The following is a 17,744-nucleotide window of genomic DNA, read 5'->3' on the forward strand; positions in this document are numbered from 1 at the left end:
GTCGGGAACGTGGTTCGATCCCCGATCCGGTGCACGCGCCAGGGGGACACCGACCCAGGAACGGGCCACGAGACGGGCGTAGACCGGGCGCATGACCACTGGTACCGACACCACGAACCGTCCTGCCGCCGCCTCGGGCACCTTCCGCATCGGTGGTGACCTCGAGGTCCACCGCCTGGGCTACGGCACCATGCAGCTCACCGGCCCGGGCGTCTGGGGCCCGCCGAAGGACCACGACGAGGCGGTCCGCGTGCTCAAGCGCGCGGTCGAGCTCGGCGTCGACTTCTTCGACACCGCCGACTCGTACGGCCCCTACGTCGCCGAGGACCTGCTCCGCGAGGCCCTGCACCCGTACGGCGACGACGTCGTCATCGCGACGAAGGCCGGCCTGACCCGCACCGGTCCGAACGAGTGGCCGCCGGTCGGCCGCCCGGAGTACCTCCGCCAGGAGGCCGAGATGAGCCTCCGCCGCCTCGGCCTCGAGCGCATCGACCTGTTCCAGCTGCACCGCATCGACCCGAAGGTCCCCCTCGAGGACCAGGTCGGCGAGCTGAAGAAGCTGCAGGACGAGGGCAAGATCCGGCACATCGGCCTCTCCGAGGTCTCCGTCGACGACGTCAAGGCCGCACAGGAGATCGCCACCATCGTCTCCGTGCAGAACCTCTACAACCTGCAGAAGCGCGACGCCGAGGAACTCCTCGACTGGTCCGAGGAGCAGGGAATCGGCTTCATCCCGTGGTTCCCGCTGGCGACCGGCGGCCTGACCGGCGACGACTCGCCGCTCACCGAGATCGCCGAACGCAAGGGTGCGACGCCGGCACAGCTCGCGCTCGCCTGGCTGCTGAAGCGCTCCCCCGTCATGCTGCCGATCCCGGGGACGTCGAGCGTCGACCACCTCGAGGACAACCTGCAGGGCGCGACGATCGAGCTGACCGACGAGGAGTTCGCGGAGCTGTCGAAGCTGGGGGAGTGAGCCCCGGGGCCGGCCGACATCCGACGGGAGGCCCGTGGCGATGCCGCCACGGGCCTCCCGTCGTCTCGTGACCACTTCGTGACCCGGCTCAGCTTGTCGACGCCTACCGCGTATGTGCATACTCGGTATGTCCGAAGCGGACGGAGACGGGGGAGTCACGATGAGCGTCAAGATGGGCGTACTCGCGCTGCTGGTGGGAGGACCCGGCTACGGGTACCAGCTCAGGGGGGAGTTCGAGCACCGGACCGGGGGGAGCTGGCCGCTCAACATCGGCCAGGTCTACACGACGCTCGACCGCCTCGAACGCGACGGCCTCGTGGCCCGCGGCGAAGCCGACGATGACGGTCACGTCGTCTACACGGCGACCGTCGCGGGCCGCGAGGAGGTCGCACGCTGGTTCAGCGAGCCGGTGCCCGCGAAGCGCGGTCGGGACGAGCTCGCGATCAAGTTCGCCCTCGCCGTCACCGTCCCCGGGGTCGACGTCCCGCGACTCGTGCAGGTCCAACGGGCGTCGGCGATGCGCGCGCTGCAGGACCTGACCAGGCTCAAGCGGACCGCCGACCCGGCCGAGGACCTGGCGTGGTCGCTCGTCCTCGAGTCGATGATCTTCCAAGCCGAAGCCGAGGTGCGGTGGCTCGACCACGTGGAGAGCTTCGTCGACCGGTACATGCCGCCCGCGGTACACGACGCACCAGCTCAGGGCAGGGCCATTGCCGCAGCGGCACGTGAGGCCGTCCGATGAGCACGACAGCGACCGCTCCTCTGCTGTCCCTCGACGCGGTGAGCGTCCAGTACGGCTCCGGGGAGCGAGCGGTAATCGCTCTTGCCGGTGTCGACCTGTCGGTCGAGCGCGGCGAGATGGTCGCCGTGATGGGGACGTCGGGGTCCGGCAAGTCGACCCTCCTGGCATGCGCCGGTACCCTGCTGCCGCCCACCAGCGGCGAGGTCCGCATCGACGGCGAGTGGGTCTCCGACCGCCCCGCCCGCGAGCTCGCAGCACTCCGTCGACGCCTGGTCGGCTTCGTGTTCCAGGACTTCAACCTCATCCCGTCGCTCACCGCGTTCGAGAACGTCGCGTTGCCGCTGGAGCTCGACGGCTGGAAGGCGAGCCGGGCCCGACGCGCAGCCGAGCTGGCGCTCGAGAACGTCGAGCTCGGGGACCGTGCCGACGCATTCCCCGACGACCTGTCCGGTGGGCAGCAGCAGCGCGTCGCGATCGCCCGCGGGGTCGTCGGTGAACGGCGCCTGGTGCTCGCCGACGAACCGACCGGCGCCCTGGACTCACAGACCGGCGAGGTCGTGCTCCGGATGCTCCGTCGACACGTCGACAACGGCGCGGGCGCACTGCTCGTCACGCACGACGCGCGCCACGCCGCGTGGGCGGACCGGGTGGTCTTCCTTCGCGACGGCCGGGTCGTCGACGAGACGGTGTACGCCGGCGTCGAGGACCTCGTCGGCCGAGCAGCATCGTGAGGGGCCGGCGCCGCACCCGCACGCCCGTCGCGATCAGGGCCGCCCTCCGTCTCGGTCGTCGCCTCGCCTTCGCGAAGGTCGGCCGCGCGGTGTTGATCGTGTCGCTCATCGGCGTCCCCACTGCAGGGTTCGCGGCAGGGGCCGTGGTCATCCAGTCCACACTGCCCACGGTGCAGGAGCAGCTCCGGTACGACCTCGGCCACGCGGCGGCCCAGATGCGCCTGTCCGGTCCTGATGTGCCCGGGATGCGGCAGGACCCCGTCCAGTGGCAGCTGACCGACTCCGCACGGGACAGCCCGGTGACGACGGCAGACGAGGACTCACCCTGGGCCGAACTGCTCGACCACGTGCCCGAGGGAGCTGACGCGATCACGGTCCGGACCACGCAGGTCGTCGTCCGCGGCCCGGAGGTCCCCGTCGCCGTCACCGCGGACGAGGGAGCGACGTGGTCGCCCGCCCTCGACGGGCACTGGCACGTGCTCTCCGGCCGTGCGCCGGCCGCGCCGGACGAGGCGATGGCGACCCCGGCGACGCTCGAACGCCTCCACGTGTCCGTCGGCGACGCGATCACCGTCACCGATCCGGTCCGCGAGCGCTTCACCGTCACGGGCACCATGCGCGATGCCGCGACCGGCCCCGAGGCCGAGGGCGTGTTCCTACCGTCGGGGTCACTCCCCGCCGACCTCCCGGAGTCACTCCAGCGCGGCGGGTCGGACACGACCGTGTTCCTGCCCGACGTCGCCCCGACGTGGTCGGAGATCCGCTCGCTCAACGCGCACGGGATCGTCGTCGAGTCCCGTCCGGTCGTGCTCGCCCCGCCGTCGGACCGACTCGAGGGGGCCCCGACCGGGACGACCGTGGACGCGTACCTCGGAGCCATGGCGCTCGTCGGGGTGTTCGCCGCCTTCGAGGTCGCACTGCTCGCCGGTGCCGCCTTCCTGGTCGGCACACGGGCGGACACCCGCACGCACGCGATCATCACGAGTGTCGGCGGCGGTCGTGGCTTCGTCCGCGCCGTCGTCGCCGGCTCCGGGTTGGTGCTCGGTGTGACGGGTGCGCTGCTCGGCACCGCACTCGGCACAGGACTCGGTGTGCTCGCGTTCCACCTGCTCGACGACGGCAACGTCGGGACCTGGCCGGGGCTGCACGTGCCGGGACTCGCCATCGTCACGATCGCGGCGGCCGCCGTCGTCGCCGGTCTCGTGGCGGCCCTGGTCGCGGCGCGGGCGGCGACCAGGATCGACGTCCTCGCGGCCCTCCGTGGATCCCTGCGACCCGCTGCCCCCCGTCCCCGGGCAGAGCGTCGACGTCGCACCTGGGTCCCCGTCCTGGTCGTCGCCGGGACGGCGATGACGCTCGCCTGCGGCGCCGGGGTGCTCCTGCTCAACGACCGGCCCGTGCAGCAGGACCGGTGGGCGGTGCTCGTCGGTGTCGGCGTCGCCCTCGGACCGTGCCTGGTGCAGCTCGGCGTCGCACTGGCGTCGCCGTGGGTCCTGGCCGGCGTCGCACGGCTCTCGGCCCGCCTCGGTCTGTCCGCCCGGATCGCCGCGCGGGACGCCCGACGCAACCCGGTCCGCACGGTCCCGGTGCTCGCGAGCGTGATGAGCGTGGTGTTCGTCGCCTCGGTCGTGCTCACGTGGAGTGCCTCGGAGCACGCCCGGTTCGTCCGGGGGTACGAGTACACGACTGCCGTCGGGGTCGCGACCGCGAACGTCTCACTGACCGACCGGGACGGCTACAGCGACGGGTACGACGCCGCCGTCACCGACCGGGCCGCGCGGGTGCTCTCCGGAGCGTTGGACGGCGTCCGGCTGCACGTGCTCGCCGTGAACCGCGAGGACGCCGGCAAGGGGCCGACCACGATCACCACGCCGCACGACTTCGTCCAGCGGGACTGCCCGACCTTCGACACGACCGACTGCGCGACCTTCCTGCAGAGCGTCGGGAGCGGCGAGCCGCACATCGTGGCGGGGACGGTCGACGACTACGCCCTGCTCACCGGGCACCGCCCGTCCGCCGAGGTCCGACGGGCGCTCGCGGACGGCGAAGCCGTGTCGCTCTGGCCCGAGTACGTCCGCGACGGAGCGGTCCGCATCGACACCTTCCGGAACCGCGCGGTGGGCGACGACGCTCCGCTCGAGGACCCCCGCCCCGATGCATCGACGACGATCCCGGCCGTGCTCGACGTGCAGACGCCACGGATCAAGGTCGGGGTCTTCATGACGCGGGAGACGGCAGCGGCAACCGCGGTCCCGCTGGTCGACGGCATGCTCGCGATGCACCTGTCGCAGGAACTGACCCCGGCGCAGTACGACGGGCTGTCGTCCGCGTGGCAGAGCGGTGGCGGCGCGGACCGGGAACGATGGGGCGGTCCGGGCTTCGTCTACGAACGCGGACCGGTCGACGAACAGGCGACGGTGCAGGCCCTCGTGCTCGCCCTCGCCGCGGCGGTGACGATCGGCGCCACGGCGGTCGCCGTCGGACTCGCCCGGTCCGACGGTCGTCGCGACGACGAGGTCCTCGACGCGATCGGAGCCGAGCCGGTCCTGCGTCGACGCGTGTCGGCGTGGCAGGCGGCGATCCTCACCACGGTCGGCGCGGTCGTCGGCACGCTGCTCGGGTTGCTGCCGATCCGGGCGCTCACCCTTCGGTTCGATGCCGGTCCGACCGGGACCACGCACCTGCCGTTCGTGGCGGACTGGCCGGTGCTCGCGCTGCTGGCCCTGGGCCTCCCGCTCGTCGTGACGGCCGGGACCTGGCTGACCGCCGGCCGTGGACGCCGGGTGGCGGTGCGCCGTGCGCACTGAGGACGAGACCGTCGGCGGCCACGAACCTGTGAACGGCCACGAGGACCCTCAGCCGGACCGCACGTTCCCCAGGTCGGGGGACTGGTTCCGTCGGGCGATCCGGGGGATACCTGTACCCGTGACCCGCACCACCCGCCTCGCCCTCGTCGCGAGCATCGTCTCCGCCGCCTGCCTCGTCGGCGCCGGCGTCTTCGTCGTCGCCGCCCCCCACACGGCGAGCGCCGAGGACCGCCCCGTCGCCACCGCAGCGGCATCCCGTGTGGAGCGGAAGGCCGACCTGCCGCGTCCGAGCACCCCGGACCAGGTGGTCTCCGGCGCGCTCGACACCCCGGCCCTGGCCGACGCCGTGCCGTTCGCGTACGCCGGCGACTCGATCACGGCACGCCCCGACTCGTGGCTGCACCAGCTCGAGTCCGACGACCGTCTGCACGCCGTCGGCGGGTACGCGCACAGCGGGTACCGAGCCGACCAGGTGCTCGCTGAGATCGGCCCGGTGCCGCAGGCGCGCGTGCTCGTGGTCGAGGTCGGGACGAACGACGTCAACCAGGCCGTCCCGCTGGACCACACCATCGCCAACGTGGACGCGATCGTCCGCAAGGTCGGTGCCGAGCGGGTGCTCGTCGTCGCCGGTCCGCCGTCCGACTGGACATGGAGCCGGTGGGGTGCCGACCGCCGCTCGGGGCAGATCGTCCTGACGGATGCGCTGCACGCCGACGCCGATGCGCACGGCTGGGAGTTCGTGGACCCGTTCCGGTCGCTCCGGGCCTCCGACGGCGCGTACCTGCCGGGCACCAGCCCGGACGGCATCCACCCGACCGCCGAGGCGAACCGCTCGGTCGCGGCGGCGATGGCCGACGCGATCGAGCGCACCGCGCGCTAGTCCGTCCGCTCGTTCACTCCGGCAGCGGCTCGGCGTACGTCCGGAACTCCCCGCGCTCGGTGTGCATCGTCCAGAGTCGTTCGGCCACCGCGGCCGACGAGTGGTCGTCCTGCCCGTCGTCGATGCCGAACGGGATGATCAGCTGCCCGACGTGCACGTGCTCGTCGGCGACGGCGTCGTGCAGGAGCTGCGCGTAGGCGCTCTCGCCGGCGAACGCGACCGAGGTGCCGGTGACCCGTGCGCCCGGTCGGACGGCGCTGCCGCCGTTGACGAACAGGATCGTGCCCGTGCCGATCGCACGCATGCCGGGCAGCACCTGGCGCACGGCGTTCACCGAGCCGTAGACCGAGAACTCGATCGGACCGACGAGGTCCTCGGCGGTGGTCTCGAGCACGGGGCGCATGTACTCCTTGGCGGGCAGCGGGCTGTACTGCAGCACCTCGATCGGGCCGAGCTGCTCGGTGGCGGCCTCGAGCGCGGCGCGGAGCGAGTCCCCGTCGCGGACGTTCGCGGCGAACCCCTGCGCGCGGTACCCGGACGACCGGAGCTCGGCGGCGAGCGAGTCGAGCCGGTCCTGGTTGCGGGAGATCAGGGCGACGTCGAAGCCCTCGCGGCCGAAGCGGTCCGCGACGGCGAGCCCGAGGCCCTTGCCGGCGCCGACGATGGCGATGGTGGTCATGCGGTGGTCCTTCCGTGGGTGTGCGGCCGACGGTAGGCCGGTGTGCGCAGCGGTGAGGGGTTCCGCCGGGAACCCCCAGGCGATTCCCGACGGGGGCGTGTGGACTCGGTGCACGACCCGGGAGGATCACCGTGGACACCACCCGCACCACCGGCACCGGCACCGGCACCGGCACCCGCGCCCGCCGCAGCCGCCGCACCTGGTCCGCCGTCGGACTGGCCGCCGTGGCCGCCCTCGGCCTGACCGCCTGCTCCGACGACCGGGCGGCGACCGGTCCGGACGACTCCGCCGGGCAGCGCAGCACCGCGAGCCCGCCGGCCGACCTCGCCGCGGGGCAGCTCGCCCCGGACGGGCAGACCACCGACGTGGTCTCCGGCCTCGAGGCACCCTGGTCGGTGGTCCCGGTCGGTGACGACGGTGACGCGTTCGTCAGCGAACGCGACTCCGCACGCGTGCTCGAGCTCCGAGCGGACGGGACGACCCGCGAGGTCGGGACCGTCGAAGGTGTCCGGCACGGCGGCGAGGGCGGACTCCTCGGCCTCGCGCTGCACGACGACGACCTGTTCGTGTACTCGACGGCCGACGACGGCAACCGGATCGAGCGCTACGACCTGACCGGGGACACCGGCTCGTACCGGCTCGGCGAGGCCACCACCGTGATCGACGGGCTGCCCGCGAACACCTTCCACGACGGCGGGCGCATCGCCTTCGGCCCGGACGACATGCTCTACGCGAGCGTCGGCGACGCGGGGCAGCGGTCCGAGGCGCAGGACCGCGACTCCCTGGCGGGCAAGATCCTGCGCCTGACCCCGGACGGCGAGGTGCCGGACGACAACCCGTTCGCGGGGTCGCCCGTCTGGTCGCTCGGGCACCGGAACGTGCAGGGCATGGGCTGGGCCGAGGACGGCACGATGTTCGCAGCGGAGTTCGGGGAGAACCGCTGGGACGAGCTCAACGTCATCGAGCCGGGCAACGACCACGGCTGGCCCGAGGTCGAGGGCACCGGCGGCGAGGACCGCGGGTTCGTCGACCCCGTGCAGCAGTGGTCGACCGACGAGGCGTCCCCGAGCGGCCTGACCGTGATCGGCGACACCGTCTTCGTCGCGAACCTCAAGGGGGAGTCCGTCCGCGCCGTCCCGGTGTCCGACCCGTCGAGCTCGACCGTGTACTTCCAGGGCGAGCACGGGCGCATCCGCACGGTGCTGCCCGGACCCGACGACACGCTCTGGTTCGTGACGAACAACACCGACGGCCGGGGAGACCCCCGCGACGGCGACGACCGGATCCTGTCCGTGCCGCTCACCACCGGGCGCTGACGGGGGTTCCGGCAGCACCTCGTTCCGGACCCGGTGCGGCCGTACCGTGGAGCGCATGGACCACCGTGACGAAGCCCGTGACTTCCTCGCCAGCCGTCGCGCGCGCATCACCCCGGAGCAGGTCGGCATCCCGACCTTCGGCACCCGGCGGCGCGTCCCCGGGCTGCGGCGCGAGGAGGTCTCCCGCCTGGCCGGTGTGAGCATCGACTACTACACCCGCCTCGAGCGCGGGAACCTGCAGGGCGTCTCCGACAGCGTGCTCGACGCCGTCGCCACGGCGCTGCGGCTCGACCCCGCAGAGCACGAGCACCTGCGCGACCTGGCGCGACACCAGAACGCGACGCCGCGCCGTGCCGCGCGGGCCGTCCCGGTCGCCGCCGTGCGCCCGGAGTTGCAGTACCTGCTCGACGTCGTGACCGACGCACCCGCGATGATCGTCAACAACCGGCAGGACATCGTCGCCGCGAACGCCCTCGGGTGGGCGCTGCACGCCGACGTCGCCACCGGGGATCGACCGATGAACTTTGCGCGCTACATCTTCCTCGACAGCCGTGCACGCGACTTCTACCGCGACTGGGACCGTGCGGCGCACACGAACGTCGCGATCCTGCGGCGCGAGGCCGGACGGACGCCGGGAGACCGGGACCTCGCAGCGCTCATCGGCGAACTGTCGGTGCGCAGCGAGGACTTCCGCGAGCTCTGGGCGTCCCACGACGTCCGGCGGCACTACGCCGGCGTGAAGTCCTTCGACCACGCCGTGGTCGGGCCGCTCGAGCTGCACTTCCAGTCGTTGGAGCTCACCGAGGACCCCGGCCTCTCCCTGACGATCTACCCGGCGACTCCGGGCAGCGCGAGCGCCGACGCACTGCAGGTGCTCGCGTCCTGGGCTGCGACCGAGCGGATCGCGGAGCGGGCGACGGACCGGACGACAGAGCGGACGACAGAGCGGGCCACGGAGCGGACGACAGGCCGGACGACGGCCGACGCGACGGGACAGGAGCTGGCGTGACCCACACCTCCGCGGTCGCGACACCGCTGACCCGGCGACCCGGACCGTGGGCACGCCTGCGCTTCCGGTGGCAGGCCGAGCAGGAGGTCCACGAGCTCACCCGGGACCGGGCGCACGAGCAACGGGTCCTCGCCGAGGCAGCCGTCCGCCTGCAGCCCGGCCCCTGGGCGATCGGTCTGCTCCTCCGTCGGGACCCCGACACCGACCAGGTCCCGCGCCGATGAGCGAGGACGCCCCTCCGGCGACGATGACGCGTGGCCGGACGCTGCTCTTCGCCGTGGCCGGTGGTGCGGCCGTCGGGAACCTGTACTGGGCGCAGCCCCTGCTCGACGACGTCGCGTCGGACCTCGGGACCTCGCCGGCGTCCGCGGGACTCCTCGTCACGCTGACGCAGGTCGGCTACGCGCTCGGGATCCTGCTGCTCGTGCCGCTCGGCGACGTCGTCGACCGACGACGCCTGGTCCCCGGCGTGCTCGCGGCCTCCGCGGTCGCCCTGCTCGCCGCCGCGCTCGCGCCGGGGTTCCCCGCGCTGCTCGTCGCACTCGCGTTGGTCGGTGCGACGACGGTCGCCGGGCAGCTCCTCATCCCGCTCGCGGGCGACCTGGCAGACCCGGCGGCACGCGGCCGGGTGGTGGGGACGATCGCATCCGGGGTGCTGACCGGCATCCTGCTGTCCCGGACGGTCAGCGGGGTGATCGCGGACGTCGCCGGGTGGCGCAGCGTGTACGTCCTCGCCGCGGTGGTCGCGGTCGTGCTGGCGGTCCTGCTCGCACGGGCGGTCCCGCGTCTGCCGGAGCGCGAGCGGGTGCGGTACCCGCAGCTCCTGGCGTCGGTGGCCGGCGTCGTCCGCGCACACCGGGCGGTCCGCGTGACGCTGGTCGTCAGCGCGTCCGTGTTCGCCGTGTTCACGATGTTCTGGACGGCGCTGACGTTCCTGCTCAGCGGCGCGCCGTTCGGGTACTCGACCACCGCGATCGGCGCCGTCGGCCTGGTCGGGCTCGCGGGGGCCGTGGCGGCGCAGCGGGTCGGGCGGCTGCACGACCGTGGCTGGTCGGTCCCGGTGACCGGTGCCGCGCTCGTGCTGGTGCTCGTGTCGCTGGTGGTCGCCGGCCTGGGCGCGCGGTCGATCGTGGTGGTGCTCGTCGCGGTGCTGCTGCTCGACGTCGGGGTGCAGGGCGCGAACGTGCTGAACCAGACGCGCCTGTTCGCGATCGACCCCGCGGCACGCAGTCGGCTGAACACGGCCTTCGTCACGTGCAACTTCGTCGGCGGCGCGGTCGGTTCCGCCGTCGCCGGGGTGCTCTGGAAGGTCGGTGGTTGGACCGCCGTGACGATCGGCGCCGCCGTGCTCATCGGTTTCGCGACGACGGTCTGGGCCGTGCACCGGCGCGGGGCGCTCGCGCTCCCGGAGCGCGCTGCACAGAGCTGACAGCCGGCCCGCGGCACGCGCACCGAGAGTGCGCGTCCTGCCTCCGGACGCCCGCACTCAGGGGCGGAACGTCCCCGGCACGTCGAGATCGCCGTGGGCCGCCTGCCACCGCAGCGCGTCGCGCACCGTCTCCGACGCCGTGTACGCCGGCGCGTAACCGAGCACACGCTGCGGCTTCTCGGTGCTGAACACCTGGCTGCGGGACAGGTGCTCCCAGCTGGCGTCGGCGTGCTCCGGAGCCGTGGTCTCACGGAACCGGTCCCAGCTGACGGACTCGAGCCGTGCCTCCCGGCCGACCCACGATGCGACCAGGTCCGCGTACCCGCGGACCGTGAGCGCCGTCGGGGCGGTCGCGAAGAAGTCCTGTCCGGCCGCGGCGTCACGCTGCTCGACCGCCAGCTGGAACAGCTGGGCGACGTCGTCGGCGTGCACGTGGGCCATCGACTCCGCGCCGAGACCGGGGACCTCGACGGTCTCGCCGGTGGCCAACCGCGTGATCACCGACGGGTCGAGGTTGCCGAGCGGTCCGATCGGCATCCAGCCCGGACCGCTGATGTGCCCGGGGTGGATCGAGGTCGTCGTGACACCACCATGGGCGGTCTCCTGCAGGAGCATGCGGGCGATCGCGTCCTTCTGGGTGCCGTACTCGCCGGACGGCGGGGTGGCGGTCTCCTCGGTGATCGGCAGCACGTGCGAGACGCCGGCACGCCAGATCGAGCCGCAGTGCACGAGGTGGGTGCGGCTGCCGCGGAGCGCCCGGACGAGCTGCTCGGCGGAGTGGAGGGTGAAGCAGACGAGGTCGACGACGGCGTCGGCACCGAGCGCGGCGATGCGGGCGCCGAAGGTGCCGTCACGGTCCTCCTGCTCACGGTCGGCGGTGATCCGCTCGACCTGCTCCCACTCGGGAGCGTCCGCGTACGGGGCGCTGGTGCCGCGCGTCACGACGGTGACGCGGTGGCCGGCCCGGACGAGGCGGGGGACCAGGAATGTGCCGATGTGGCCGGTGGCTCCGATGACGACGATGTCCATGCGGGCCACGCTAGGCGCGCACTGCCGTGCGCGACAGGCCCTGGTGGTGCTCCCTCGGTGGACGCGACGCGGCTGGGCCGGGTGGCGGACGGACGGGAGGCCCGTGGCGGGTCCGCCACGAGCCTCCCGTTCAGTCGGGTGGTCGGGTCTAGGACCCGCTGACCGCCTTGACGGAACCGGCGATGACCGCGGCGTCCTCGGCGAGCGCGCCGACCGGGTCGGGCAGGCCCGAGCTGCTGAGCGCCTTGCGCGCCGCCCAGCCGAGGAAGCTGCCGACGACCGCACCGATCCCACCGAGCACCGCGCCCTCGATGCGCAGGTCGCGCCGACCCGTGGTGCCGAGCGCCGCGCCCGCGAACGCTCCGGCTCCGATGCGGCCGATCAGCCCGAGCGGCGAGATGCGCGCGGGGGCCTTCGGGGACTTGTCACCGATGAGTTCACCGATGGCAGAGGCGACGAGCAGGCCGCGGCCGAGCGGCGTGCTGAACACCTTCCACTGCTGCCAGTCACCCTTCACGGCCTTGTTGTCGTGGTTCAGCGCGAGCACCGCCAGCGGGGTGCTGCTCCGTCCGCCGCTGAGGAACCCGAGTGCCAGGGTCCGGACCAGGGTGTGCTGCTCGTCGTGCTTGCTCATGGTTCTCCTGTCGAGTCCGCTCGGACGTCGTGTCCGCTCGGACGGTACTCGCCGGGCGCTGGGGGACGGACCGCCGCCGCCCCCTCCGAGCCGTGCCGCGTACCGTCCGGGCCATGAGCAACGTCATCCTGTTCGGCGGCCACGGCAAGGTCGCACTCCTCGCCACCCGCATCCTCACCGAGCGCGGCCACAGCGTCACGTCGGTGATCCGCAACCCGGACCAGCAGGACGAGGTCCGCGCGCACGGCGGCGAGCCCCGCATCGCCGACGTGCAGGAGCAGTCGCTCACGGACTTCGCCGACCTGATCCGCGGGCACGACGCCGTCGTCTGGTCGGCCGGCGCCGGTGGCGGGTCTGCGGACCGCACCTGGGCGATCGACCGCGACGCGGCCGTGCTGTCCGTGCAGGGCGCCGCGCAGGCCGGGGTCGACCGGTACGTGATGGTGTCGTGGTCCGGATCGACGCTCGACCACGGGATCCCGCAGGACCAGGACTTCTTCGCGTACGCGCAGTCCAAGATGATCGCCGACGCGGTGCTCCGTGACTCCGGGCTGCAGTGGACGATCGTCGCGCCGAGCACCCTGACCGACGACGAGCCGACCGGGTCGGTGGACTGGGACGGCTCGTCGTCGCAGGTGCCGCGCGGCGACGTGGCGCACGTGGTCGCCGACGTCGTCGAGGACTCGTCGACGGCCGGTCGGACCATCCGCTTCAACGGCGGCGGGACGGCGATCGCCGAGTTCCTGCAGCAGCGGTAGCGGTCGGGTGTCGGTGACGGACCGGTCGGGTCGGCCCTGCTGATGCACGCGCTGCTCGTCCGCGTCCGCGAGTCGTTCTGGTTCCTGCCCGCCCTGCTCGGGGTCGTGGCGATCGTCGTCGCGCAGCTGCTCGTCACGCTCGACCGCGAGGTCCTGGACGGGCAGGTGCCGGCGGTCCCGTTCCTCGACGCCCTGAGCGCCGGCGGTGGTCGGTCGATCCTGACGACGATCGGCACGGCCATGCTCACGGTGGCGGGCACCTCGTTCTCGATCACGATCTCGGTCCTCGCGACCACGTCGTCGACGTACGGGCCGCGGCTCGTGCGGAACTTCACGGCGGACCGGGCGAACCAGCTCGTGCTCGCGGCGTTCACCTCGACGTTCCTGTACGCGATGGTCGTGCTGCGGACCGTGCACACCGACGTCGACGACGGCGACGCGTTCGTGCCCGTCGTCGCCATCCACGTCGCCGTGCTGCTCGCGGTGCTCGACGTCGGTGTGCTCGTCTTCTTCATCCACCACATCGCGTCGAGCACGCAGATCACGTCGCTGCAGCGGCAGGTGCAGACCGACCTGCGTGCCGCGGTCGACGAGGCCTACCGGGACGGCGACGACGAGCGACGGACGATCCAGCCCGTCACCGTCCCCGAGGACGGCTGGTACGCGGTCCGGGCGGCCTCCGACGGCTACGTGCAGTCGGTGGAGTGGCGGACGCTGACGGCATGGGCGGTCCGCAACGACCGTCTGGTGGACGTCGTCGCGACCCCGGGCCGGTACGTCATCCAGGGCGACGTCGTCGTCCGCGTGCGCGTCCGCGCGGACGGGGACCAGATCGACCGATCGCGCGACGACGACAGCACCCCGGCGATCGACGCCGCGACCTCCCGGACGCTGCGCGCCGCGGTGGTCCTCGGCACCGCCCGGACGCCCGTGCAGGACGTCGAGTTCGCCCTCCAGCAGCTCGTCGAGATCGCCGTCCGCGGTCTGGCGTCCGGCTCGAACGACCCGTACACGGCGGTCAGCGCCCTGGACATGGCGACGCCGGTCCTGGTGCCGCTCTGGCGCGACCGGAGCGCCGTGACGGCACTGCTCGGGCCGGACGGGACGCCGCGGGTCCTGCAGCACTGGCCGTCCCCCGAGGACCTGGTGGCCGGACTCTTCGCGACCGTCGGGCACTACGGCGCCGGACAACCGCTCGTCGAGCGGGCCGCCGATCGGCTCGCTGAGCGGCTGGAGCACCAGGCGCCGGAGCACCGGCGCGGACTCGTGGCCGGGACGCGCGCGCGGCGTGACGACCCCGACGGCGAGCCACCTGCCTGAACGGAGTCACAGCACGTCAGGCACCATGGACCGATGGCCACGACCAGACCACCAGCATCATCCACCGACCAGCTCCGCCCCGGGGAGCCGGTCCGCACCACCCCCGAGCTCGCGCGCTGGGTCTTCTGGCCGGCCGCCGTCATCGTGCTCGGCTTCGTCGCCTGGACCCTCGTCGCACCCTCGTCCGCCGAGGCCGTGTTCACCGCGCTGCAGAGCGGGATCGTCCGCAACTTCAGCTGGTACTACGTGCTCATCGCGGCGTTCTTCGTCGGGTTCTCGCTGTTCGTCGGGTTCTCGAAGTACGGCGACATCAAGCTCGGCAAGGACCAGGACGAGCCCGAGTTCACCACCGGCTCGTGGTTCGCCCTGCTCTTCGCGGCGGGCATGGGCATCGGACTCGTCTTCTACGGTGTCTCCGAGCCGCTCAGCCACTTCGCCTCACCCCGGCCCGGCGTCACGGGCACCGAGAACCAGCTCGCGCAGCAGGCGATGACCCAGACGTTCCTGCACTGGGGCCTGCACGCCTGGGCCATCTACGTCGTCCTCGGCCTCGCCCTGGCCTACGCGATCCACCGTCGCGGCCGTCCGGTCTCGATCCGGTGGGCACTCGAACCGCTGCTCGGCAACCGCGTCCGCGGCGGGTGGGGCAACCTCATCGACGTGATCGCCCTGATCGGCACGCTGTTCGGCGTCGCGACCTCGCTCGGCCTCGGTGTCATCCAGATCGGCGCCGGACTCGAGAGCGCCGGTCTCGCCGAGAGCAGCACGGTCAGCCAGATCGCGATCATCGCGGTCATCACCGCGGTGACGATCGTCTCCCTGGTCACCGGCGTGACCAAGGGGATGAAGATCCTGTCGAACTTCAACCTCATCCTCGCGGCGGCACTGCTGCTCTTCATCCTGATCGTCGGCCCCACGCAGTTCCTGCTGCGGGACTTCGTGCAGTCGATCGGCGCCTACCTGCAGAACGTCGTCGGACTCTCCTTCAACGTGACCGCGCAGCAGGGTGCGGCCGGCGAGGAGTGGCAGGGCGCCTGGACGACGTTCTACTGGGGCTGGTGGATGTCGTGGGCCCCCTTCGTCGGCATCTTCATCGCACGCATCTCGCGCGGCCGCACCGTGCGTGAGTTCGTCTTCGGCGTGCTGCTCGTGCCGACGGCACTGACCTTCCTCTGGTTCGCCGTCCTCGGTGGTGCCGCCATCCACCAGGAGACGGACGGCGCCGGCGGCCTCGTCGGCGCGGACGGGTCGGTCGACGTCGAGGGCTCGCTCTTCACGCTGCTCGCCGACCTGCCCGCCGGCGTCGTGCTGACCTTCGGCGCGATCCTGCTCATCGGCGTCTTCTTCGTGACGTCGTCGGACTCGGGGTCACTCGTCATGGCGATGATCGCGTCGGGCGGCGACATCGAGCCGAAGAACTGGCTGCGCGTGTTCTTCGCGCTCGTCGCTGCGCTGCTGGCCGTGGCGCTGCTCCTGACCGGAGGGTTGAACGCGCTGAAGACCGCGGCGATCACCACGGCGTTGCCGTTCAGCATCGTCCTGCTGATGACCTGTTGGTCGACGATCATCGCCTTCAACCGCGAGCGCCGGGCGTACGACAAGGCGGAGCGCGAGGTCCTGCTCGAGCACGTCGGTGCGTACTACGGCCTCGAGGTGGACGCGCCGAACGAGCGCGCAGCCGGACGGCCGTGGGACATCGTCCGTCGCCTCCGTGGCCGGACGCCGCAGCGCAGTGGTGTGAGCACCTCGCCGGATGCGTTCCCCGTGCACACCGACACCGTCTCACCGGATCCCGGGATCGACGCGAGCCTCGACCCGGCGCCAGCCGACGCAGCAGCGGACGCTCAGGAGGCGCAGCCGCGGTCCTGACGTGACCCGGTGACGGACGGGAGGCGCGGTGCCGGCTGGCACCGCGCCTCCCGTTCGCCTGCTCATCGGTCGACTGAGCCGCTGTCGGTGGCCCCGCCTAGCCTGACGACATGCCCGAGGGTGACTCCGTCCACCGCCTGGCGTCACGCCTCCGCGCCGTCGACGGTGCCCTGGTCACCCGCGGTGAACTGCGCGGTGGCGCCGACGCCGGCGTTCCGCTCGGCGGCCGGCGGATCATCGGGCACGCGACGCACGGCAAGCACCTGCTGACCCGGTTCGACGACGGCAGCACGCTGCACACGCACATGCGGATGACGGGCTCGTGGACGACGACGGGCGCCGGGAAGCGCCTGCCCGTGCACGCCGCGCGGGACGCCCGCGTCCGGATGGCCCTCGACGACGGCCGGACGGTGTGGGGGATCGCCCTGCCCGTGGTCGAGCTGCTCTCCACCCGTGACGAGCACCTGGCGGTCGGGTACCTCGGCCCGGACCTGCTCCACGACGACTTCGACCGCGACGAGGCCCTCCGTCGCTGCACGGCCGACCCCGACCTGCCCGTGCGCACCGTCCTGCTCGACCAGCGGCGCGTGGCGGGGCTCGGCAACCTCTGGGCGAACGAGCTCGGCTTCGTCCGCGGGCTACACCCCGACCGGCCGATCGGCACGGTCGACGTCGGGGCACTGCTCGACACGGCGCAGCGCATGCTCCGCCACTCGGCGACGACGCCCGACGCGTACCAGGTGACCACCGGGGTGCTCCGCCGCGGCGAGCGCCACTGGGTCGTCGGTCGGGCCGGTCGGCCGTGCCTGCGCTGCGGGACGCGGGTGCGCGCCCGCGACGACGTCGAGGTGGTCGGTTCCGCGCCCCGACGCGTCTGGTGGTGCCCCCGTTGTCAGCCCGTGACGGTCGAGGCGGCGGCGACCGCTGCCGGCTGACCGTCGGCGATGTCCCGGGCGACCTGCTCCGGCGCGCGGTCGACAGTGGAGACGACCTCGGCGGCCTCGTGCAACCAGCCGTCCGCGGCCTCGGCGTAGGGTGCGAGCCGGCTCATCCGGAACGTCGAGTACCCGACGACCGCGTCGTCCTCGATCCGCCGGCGCAGGGTGTCCTGGTCGGCATGGAGCACGACGTGCCGCACCGGGATCCCGTGCTGCGCGAAACCGTCGGCGATCTCCCGCCAGTAGGCCTCGACCAGCACGGTCTGCGGCATGACGAGCGTGCCGCCGACCTGGTCGAGCACCCGTCGGGCCGTCTCGACGACGAGCGGCCGCCACGGGGCCCAGTGCTGGAAGTCACCGTGGTCCGGCAGCGGCGGCCGGACGTCCATCAGGACCTCGCCGATCTTCTCGGGGTCGAGCACGTGGGCGTCGGGCAGCATCGGCTGCAGCAGACGTGCCGTCGTCGTCTTGCCGGCCCCGTGGGTGCCGTTGATCCACACGATCACCCTGCGGACGCTACCGCACCGCTCCGCGCGGGTGGGTCACGATCCGGCACCGGCCACGGGACGGCCTGGAGGCGCGGCGGCGGCCCGCGACGAGCCTCCCGTCCGCCGGACGCATCGTCCGTTC

Annotated in this window: 17 protein-coding genes; 13 read left to right on the forward strand and 4 right to left on the reverse strand. The window is 72.8% G+C overall.

The genetic code is table 11. From position 1 onward, the window contains the following. The first annotated feature begins 91 nt into the window (after window positions 1-91). The 5 genes from C1N91_RS16115 to C1N91_RS16135 all read left to right on the forward strand — a co-directional run bounded on the left by C1N91_RS16115 (window position 92) and on the right by C1N91_RS16135 (window position 6,133). Window positions 92-973 (forward strand): aldo/keto reductase, encoded by an 882-nt coding sequence (locus C1N91_RS16115; protein ID WP_137768523.1) that lies wholly within the window; start codon window positions 92-94, stop codon window positions 971-973. A gap of 160 nt (window positions 974-1,133) precedes the next feature. Further along, window positions 1,134-1,715 carry a PadR family transcriptional regulator gene (locus C1N91_RS16120; protein WP_137768524.1) on the forward strand — a complete coding sequence of 194 codons (582 nt, stop codon included), beginning with the start codon at window positions 1,134-1,136 and terminating at the stop codon, window positions 1,713-1,715. Then, complete coding sequence (locus tag C1N91_RS16125) at window positions 1,712-2,446, forward strand: ABC transporter ATP-binding protein (RefSeq protein WP_137768525.1); 735 nt, start codon at window positions 1,712-1,714, stop codon at window positions 2,444-2,446. The genes C1N91_RS16120 and C1N91_RS16125 overlap by 4 nt, the downstream gene beginning before the upstream one ends. Further along, window positions 2,443-5,253 carry an FtsX-like permease family protein gene (locus C1N91_RS16130; protein ID WP_137768526.1) on the forward strand — a complete coding sequence of 937 codons (2,811 nt, stop codon included), beginning with the start codon at window positions 2,443-2,445 and terminating at the stop codon, window positions 5,251-5,253. Before C1N91_RS16125 ends, C1N91_RS16130 begins: the two co-directional genes overlap by 4 nt. A 118-nt stretch (window positions 5,254-5,371) precedes the next feature. Then, window positions 5,372-6,133, forward strand: coding sequence for an SGNH/GDSL hydrolase family protein (locus C1N91_RS16135; RefSeq protein WP_137768527.1), 762 nt, complete (start codon window positions 5,372-5,374; stop codon window positions 6,131-6,133). Between the two features lie 13 nt (window positions 6,134-6,146). Here C1N91_RS16135 and C1N91_RS16140 read toward each other — a convergent pair whose 3' ends face one another. Then, complete coding sequence (locus C1N91_RS16140; protein WP_137768528.1) at window positions 6,147-6,812, reverse strand: SDR family NAD(P)-dependent oxidoreductase; 666 nt, start codon at window positions 6,810-6,812, stop codon at window positions 6,147-6,149. Between the two features lie 131 nt (window positions 6,813-6,943). On the opposite strand from C1N91_RS16140, the gene C1N91_RS16150 reads away from it, so the two are divergent. Genes C1N91_RS16150 through C1N91_RS16165 form a run of 4 tightly spaced genes read left to right on the forward strand, consistent with a single transcriptional unit; the run spans window position 6,944 to window position 10,566 of the window. Further along, the gene (locus C1N91_RS16150) at window positions 6,944-8,128 is read left to right on the forward strand and encodes a PQQ-dependent sugar dehydrogenase (protein WP_254678281.1); all 1,185 of its coding nucleotides are present in this window, start codon (window positions 6,944-6,946) and stop codon (window positions 8,126-8,128) included. Between the two features lie 55 nt (window positions 8,129-8,183). Continuing rightward, window positions 8,184-9,137, forward strand: coding sequence for a helix-turn-helix transcriptional regulator (locus C1N91_RS16155; protein ID WP_137768529.1), 954 nt, complete (start codon window positions 8,184-8,186; stop codon window positions 9,135-9,137). Then, the gene (locus tag C1N91_RS16160) at window positions 9,134-9,361 is read left to right on the forward strand and encodes a hypothetical protein (RefSeq protein WP_137768530.1); all 228 of its coding nucleotides are present in this window, start codon (window positions 9,134-9,136) and stop codon (window positions 9,359-9,361) included. Before C1N91_RS16155 ends, C1N91_RS16160 begins: the two co-directional genes overlap by 4 nt. After that, window positions 9,358-10,566, forward strand: coding sequence for an MFS transporter (locus tag C1N91_RS16165; RefSeq protein ID WP_137768531.1), 1,209 nt, complete (start codon window positions 9,358-9,360; stop codon window positions 10,564-10,566). The genes C1N91_RS16160 and C1N91_RS16165 overlap by 4 nt, the downstream gene beginning before the upstream one ends. A gap of 57 nt (window positions 10,567-10,623) precedes the next feature. On the opposite strand, the gene C1N91_RS16170 is transcribed toward C1N91_RS16165, so the two are convergent. Together C1N91_RS16170 and C1N91_RS16175 are read right to left on the reverse strand one after the other, a co-directional pair. Next, a complete protein-coding gene (locus tag C1N91_RS16170) occupies window positions 10,624-11,595 on the reverse strand; it encodes an NAD-dependent epimerase/dehydratase family protein (protein WP_137768532.1) in 972 nt (323 codons plus the stop codon). A 148-nt stretch (window positions 11,596-11,743) separates the two neighbouring features. After that, window positions 11,744-12,229: a DUF4126 family protein gene (locus C1N91_RS16175; protein WP_137768533.1), complete on the reverse strand. Its 486-nt coding sequence runs from the start codon at window positions 12,227-12,229 to the stop codon at window positions 11,744-11,746. Window positions 12,230-12,342: 113 nt separating this feature from the next. Here C1N91_RS16175 and C1N91_RS16180 point away from each other — a divergent pair, with 113 nt between their 5' ends. The 4 genes from C1N91_RS16180 (at window position 12,343) to C1N91_RS16195 (ending at window position 17,111) form a co-directional block, all read left to right on the forward strand. Beyond that, complete coding sequence (locus C1N91_RS16180; protein WP_137768534.1) at window positions 12,343-12,987, forward strand: NAD(P)H-binding protein; 645 nt, start codon at window positions 12,343-12,345, stop codon at window positions 12,985-12,987. Window positions 12,988-13,029: 42 nt separating this feature from the next. Then, window positions 13,030-14,307: a DUF2254 domain-containing protein gene (locus C1N91_RS16185; protein ID WP_137768535.1), complete on the forward strand. Its 1,278-nt coding sequence runs from the start codon at window positions 13,030-13,032 to the stop codon at window positions 14,305-14,307. Window positions 14,308-14,340: 33 nt separating this feature from the next. Next, a complete protein-coding gene (locus tag C1N91_RS16190; RefSeq protein ID WP_137768536.1) occupies window positions 14,341-16,176 on the forward strand; it encodes a BCCT family transporter in 1,836 nt (611 codons plus the stop codon). Window positions 16,177-16,286: 110 nt separating this feature from the next. Then, a complete protein-coding gene (locus C1N91_RS16195; protein WP_137768537.1) occupies window positions 16,287-17,111 on the forward strand; it encodes a DNA-formamidopyrimidine glycosylase family protein in 825 nt (274 codons plus the stop codon). On the opposite strand, the gene C1N91_RS16200 is transcribed toward C1N91_RS16195, so the two are convergent. After that, entirely contained in the window at window positions 17,069-17,620 is a 552-nt protein-coding gene (locus tag C1N91_RS16200; protein ID WP_137768538.1) for an AAA family ATPase, read from the reverse strand. The genes C1N91_RS16195 and C1N91_RS16200 overlap by 43 nt on opposite strands. Window positions 17,621-17,744 lie beyond the last annotated feature (124 nt).

It is taken from the genome of Curtobacterium sp. SGAir0471, from assembly GCF_005490985.1.
In the GTDB taxonomy this organism is placed as follows: Bacteria; Actinomycetota; Actinomycetes; order Actinomycetales; family Microbacteriaceae; genus Curtobacterium.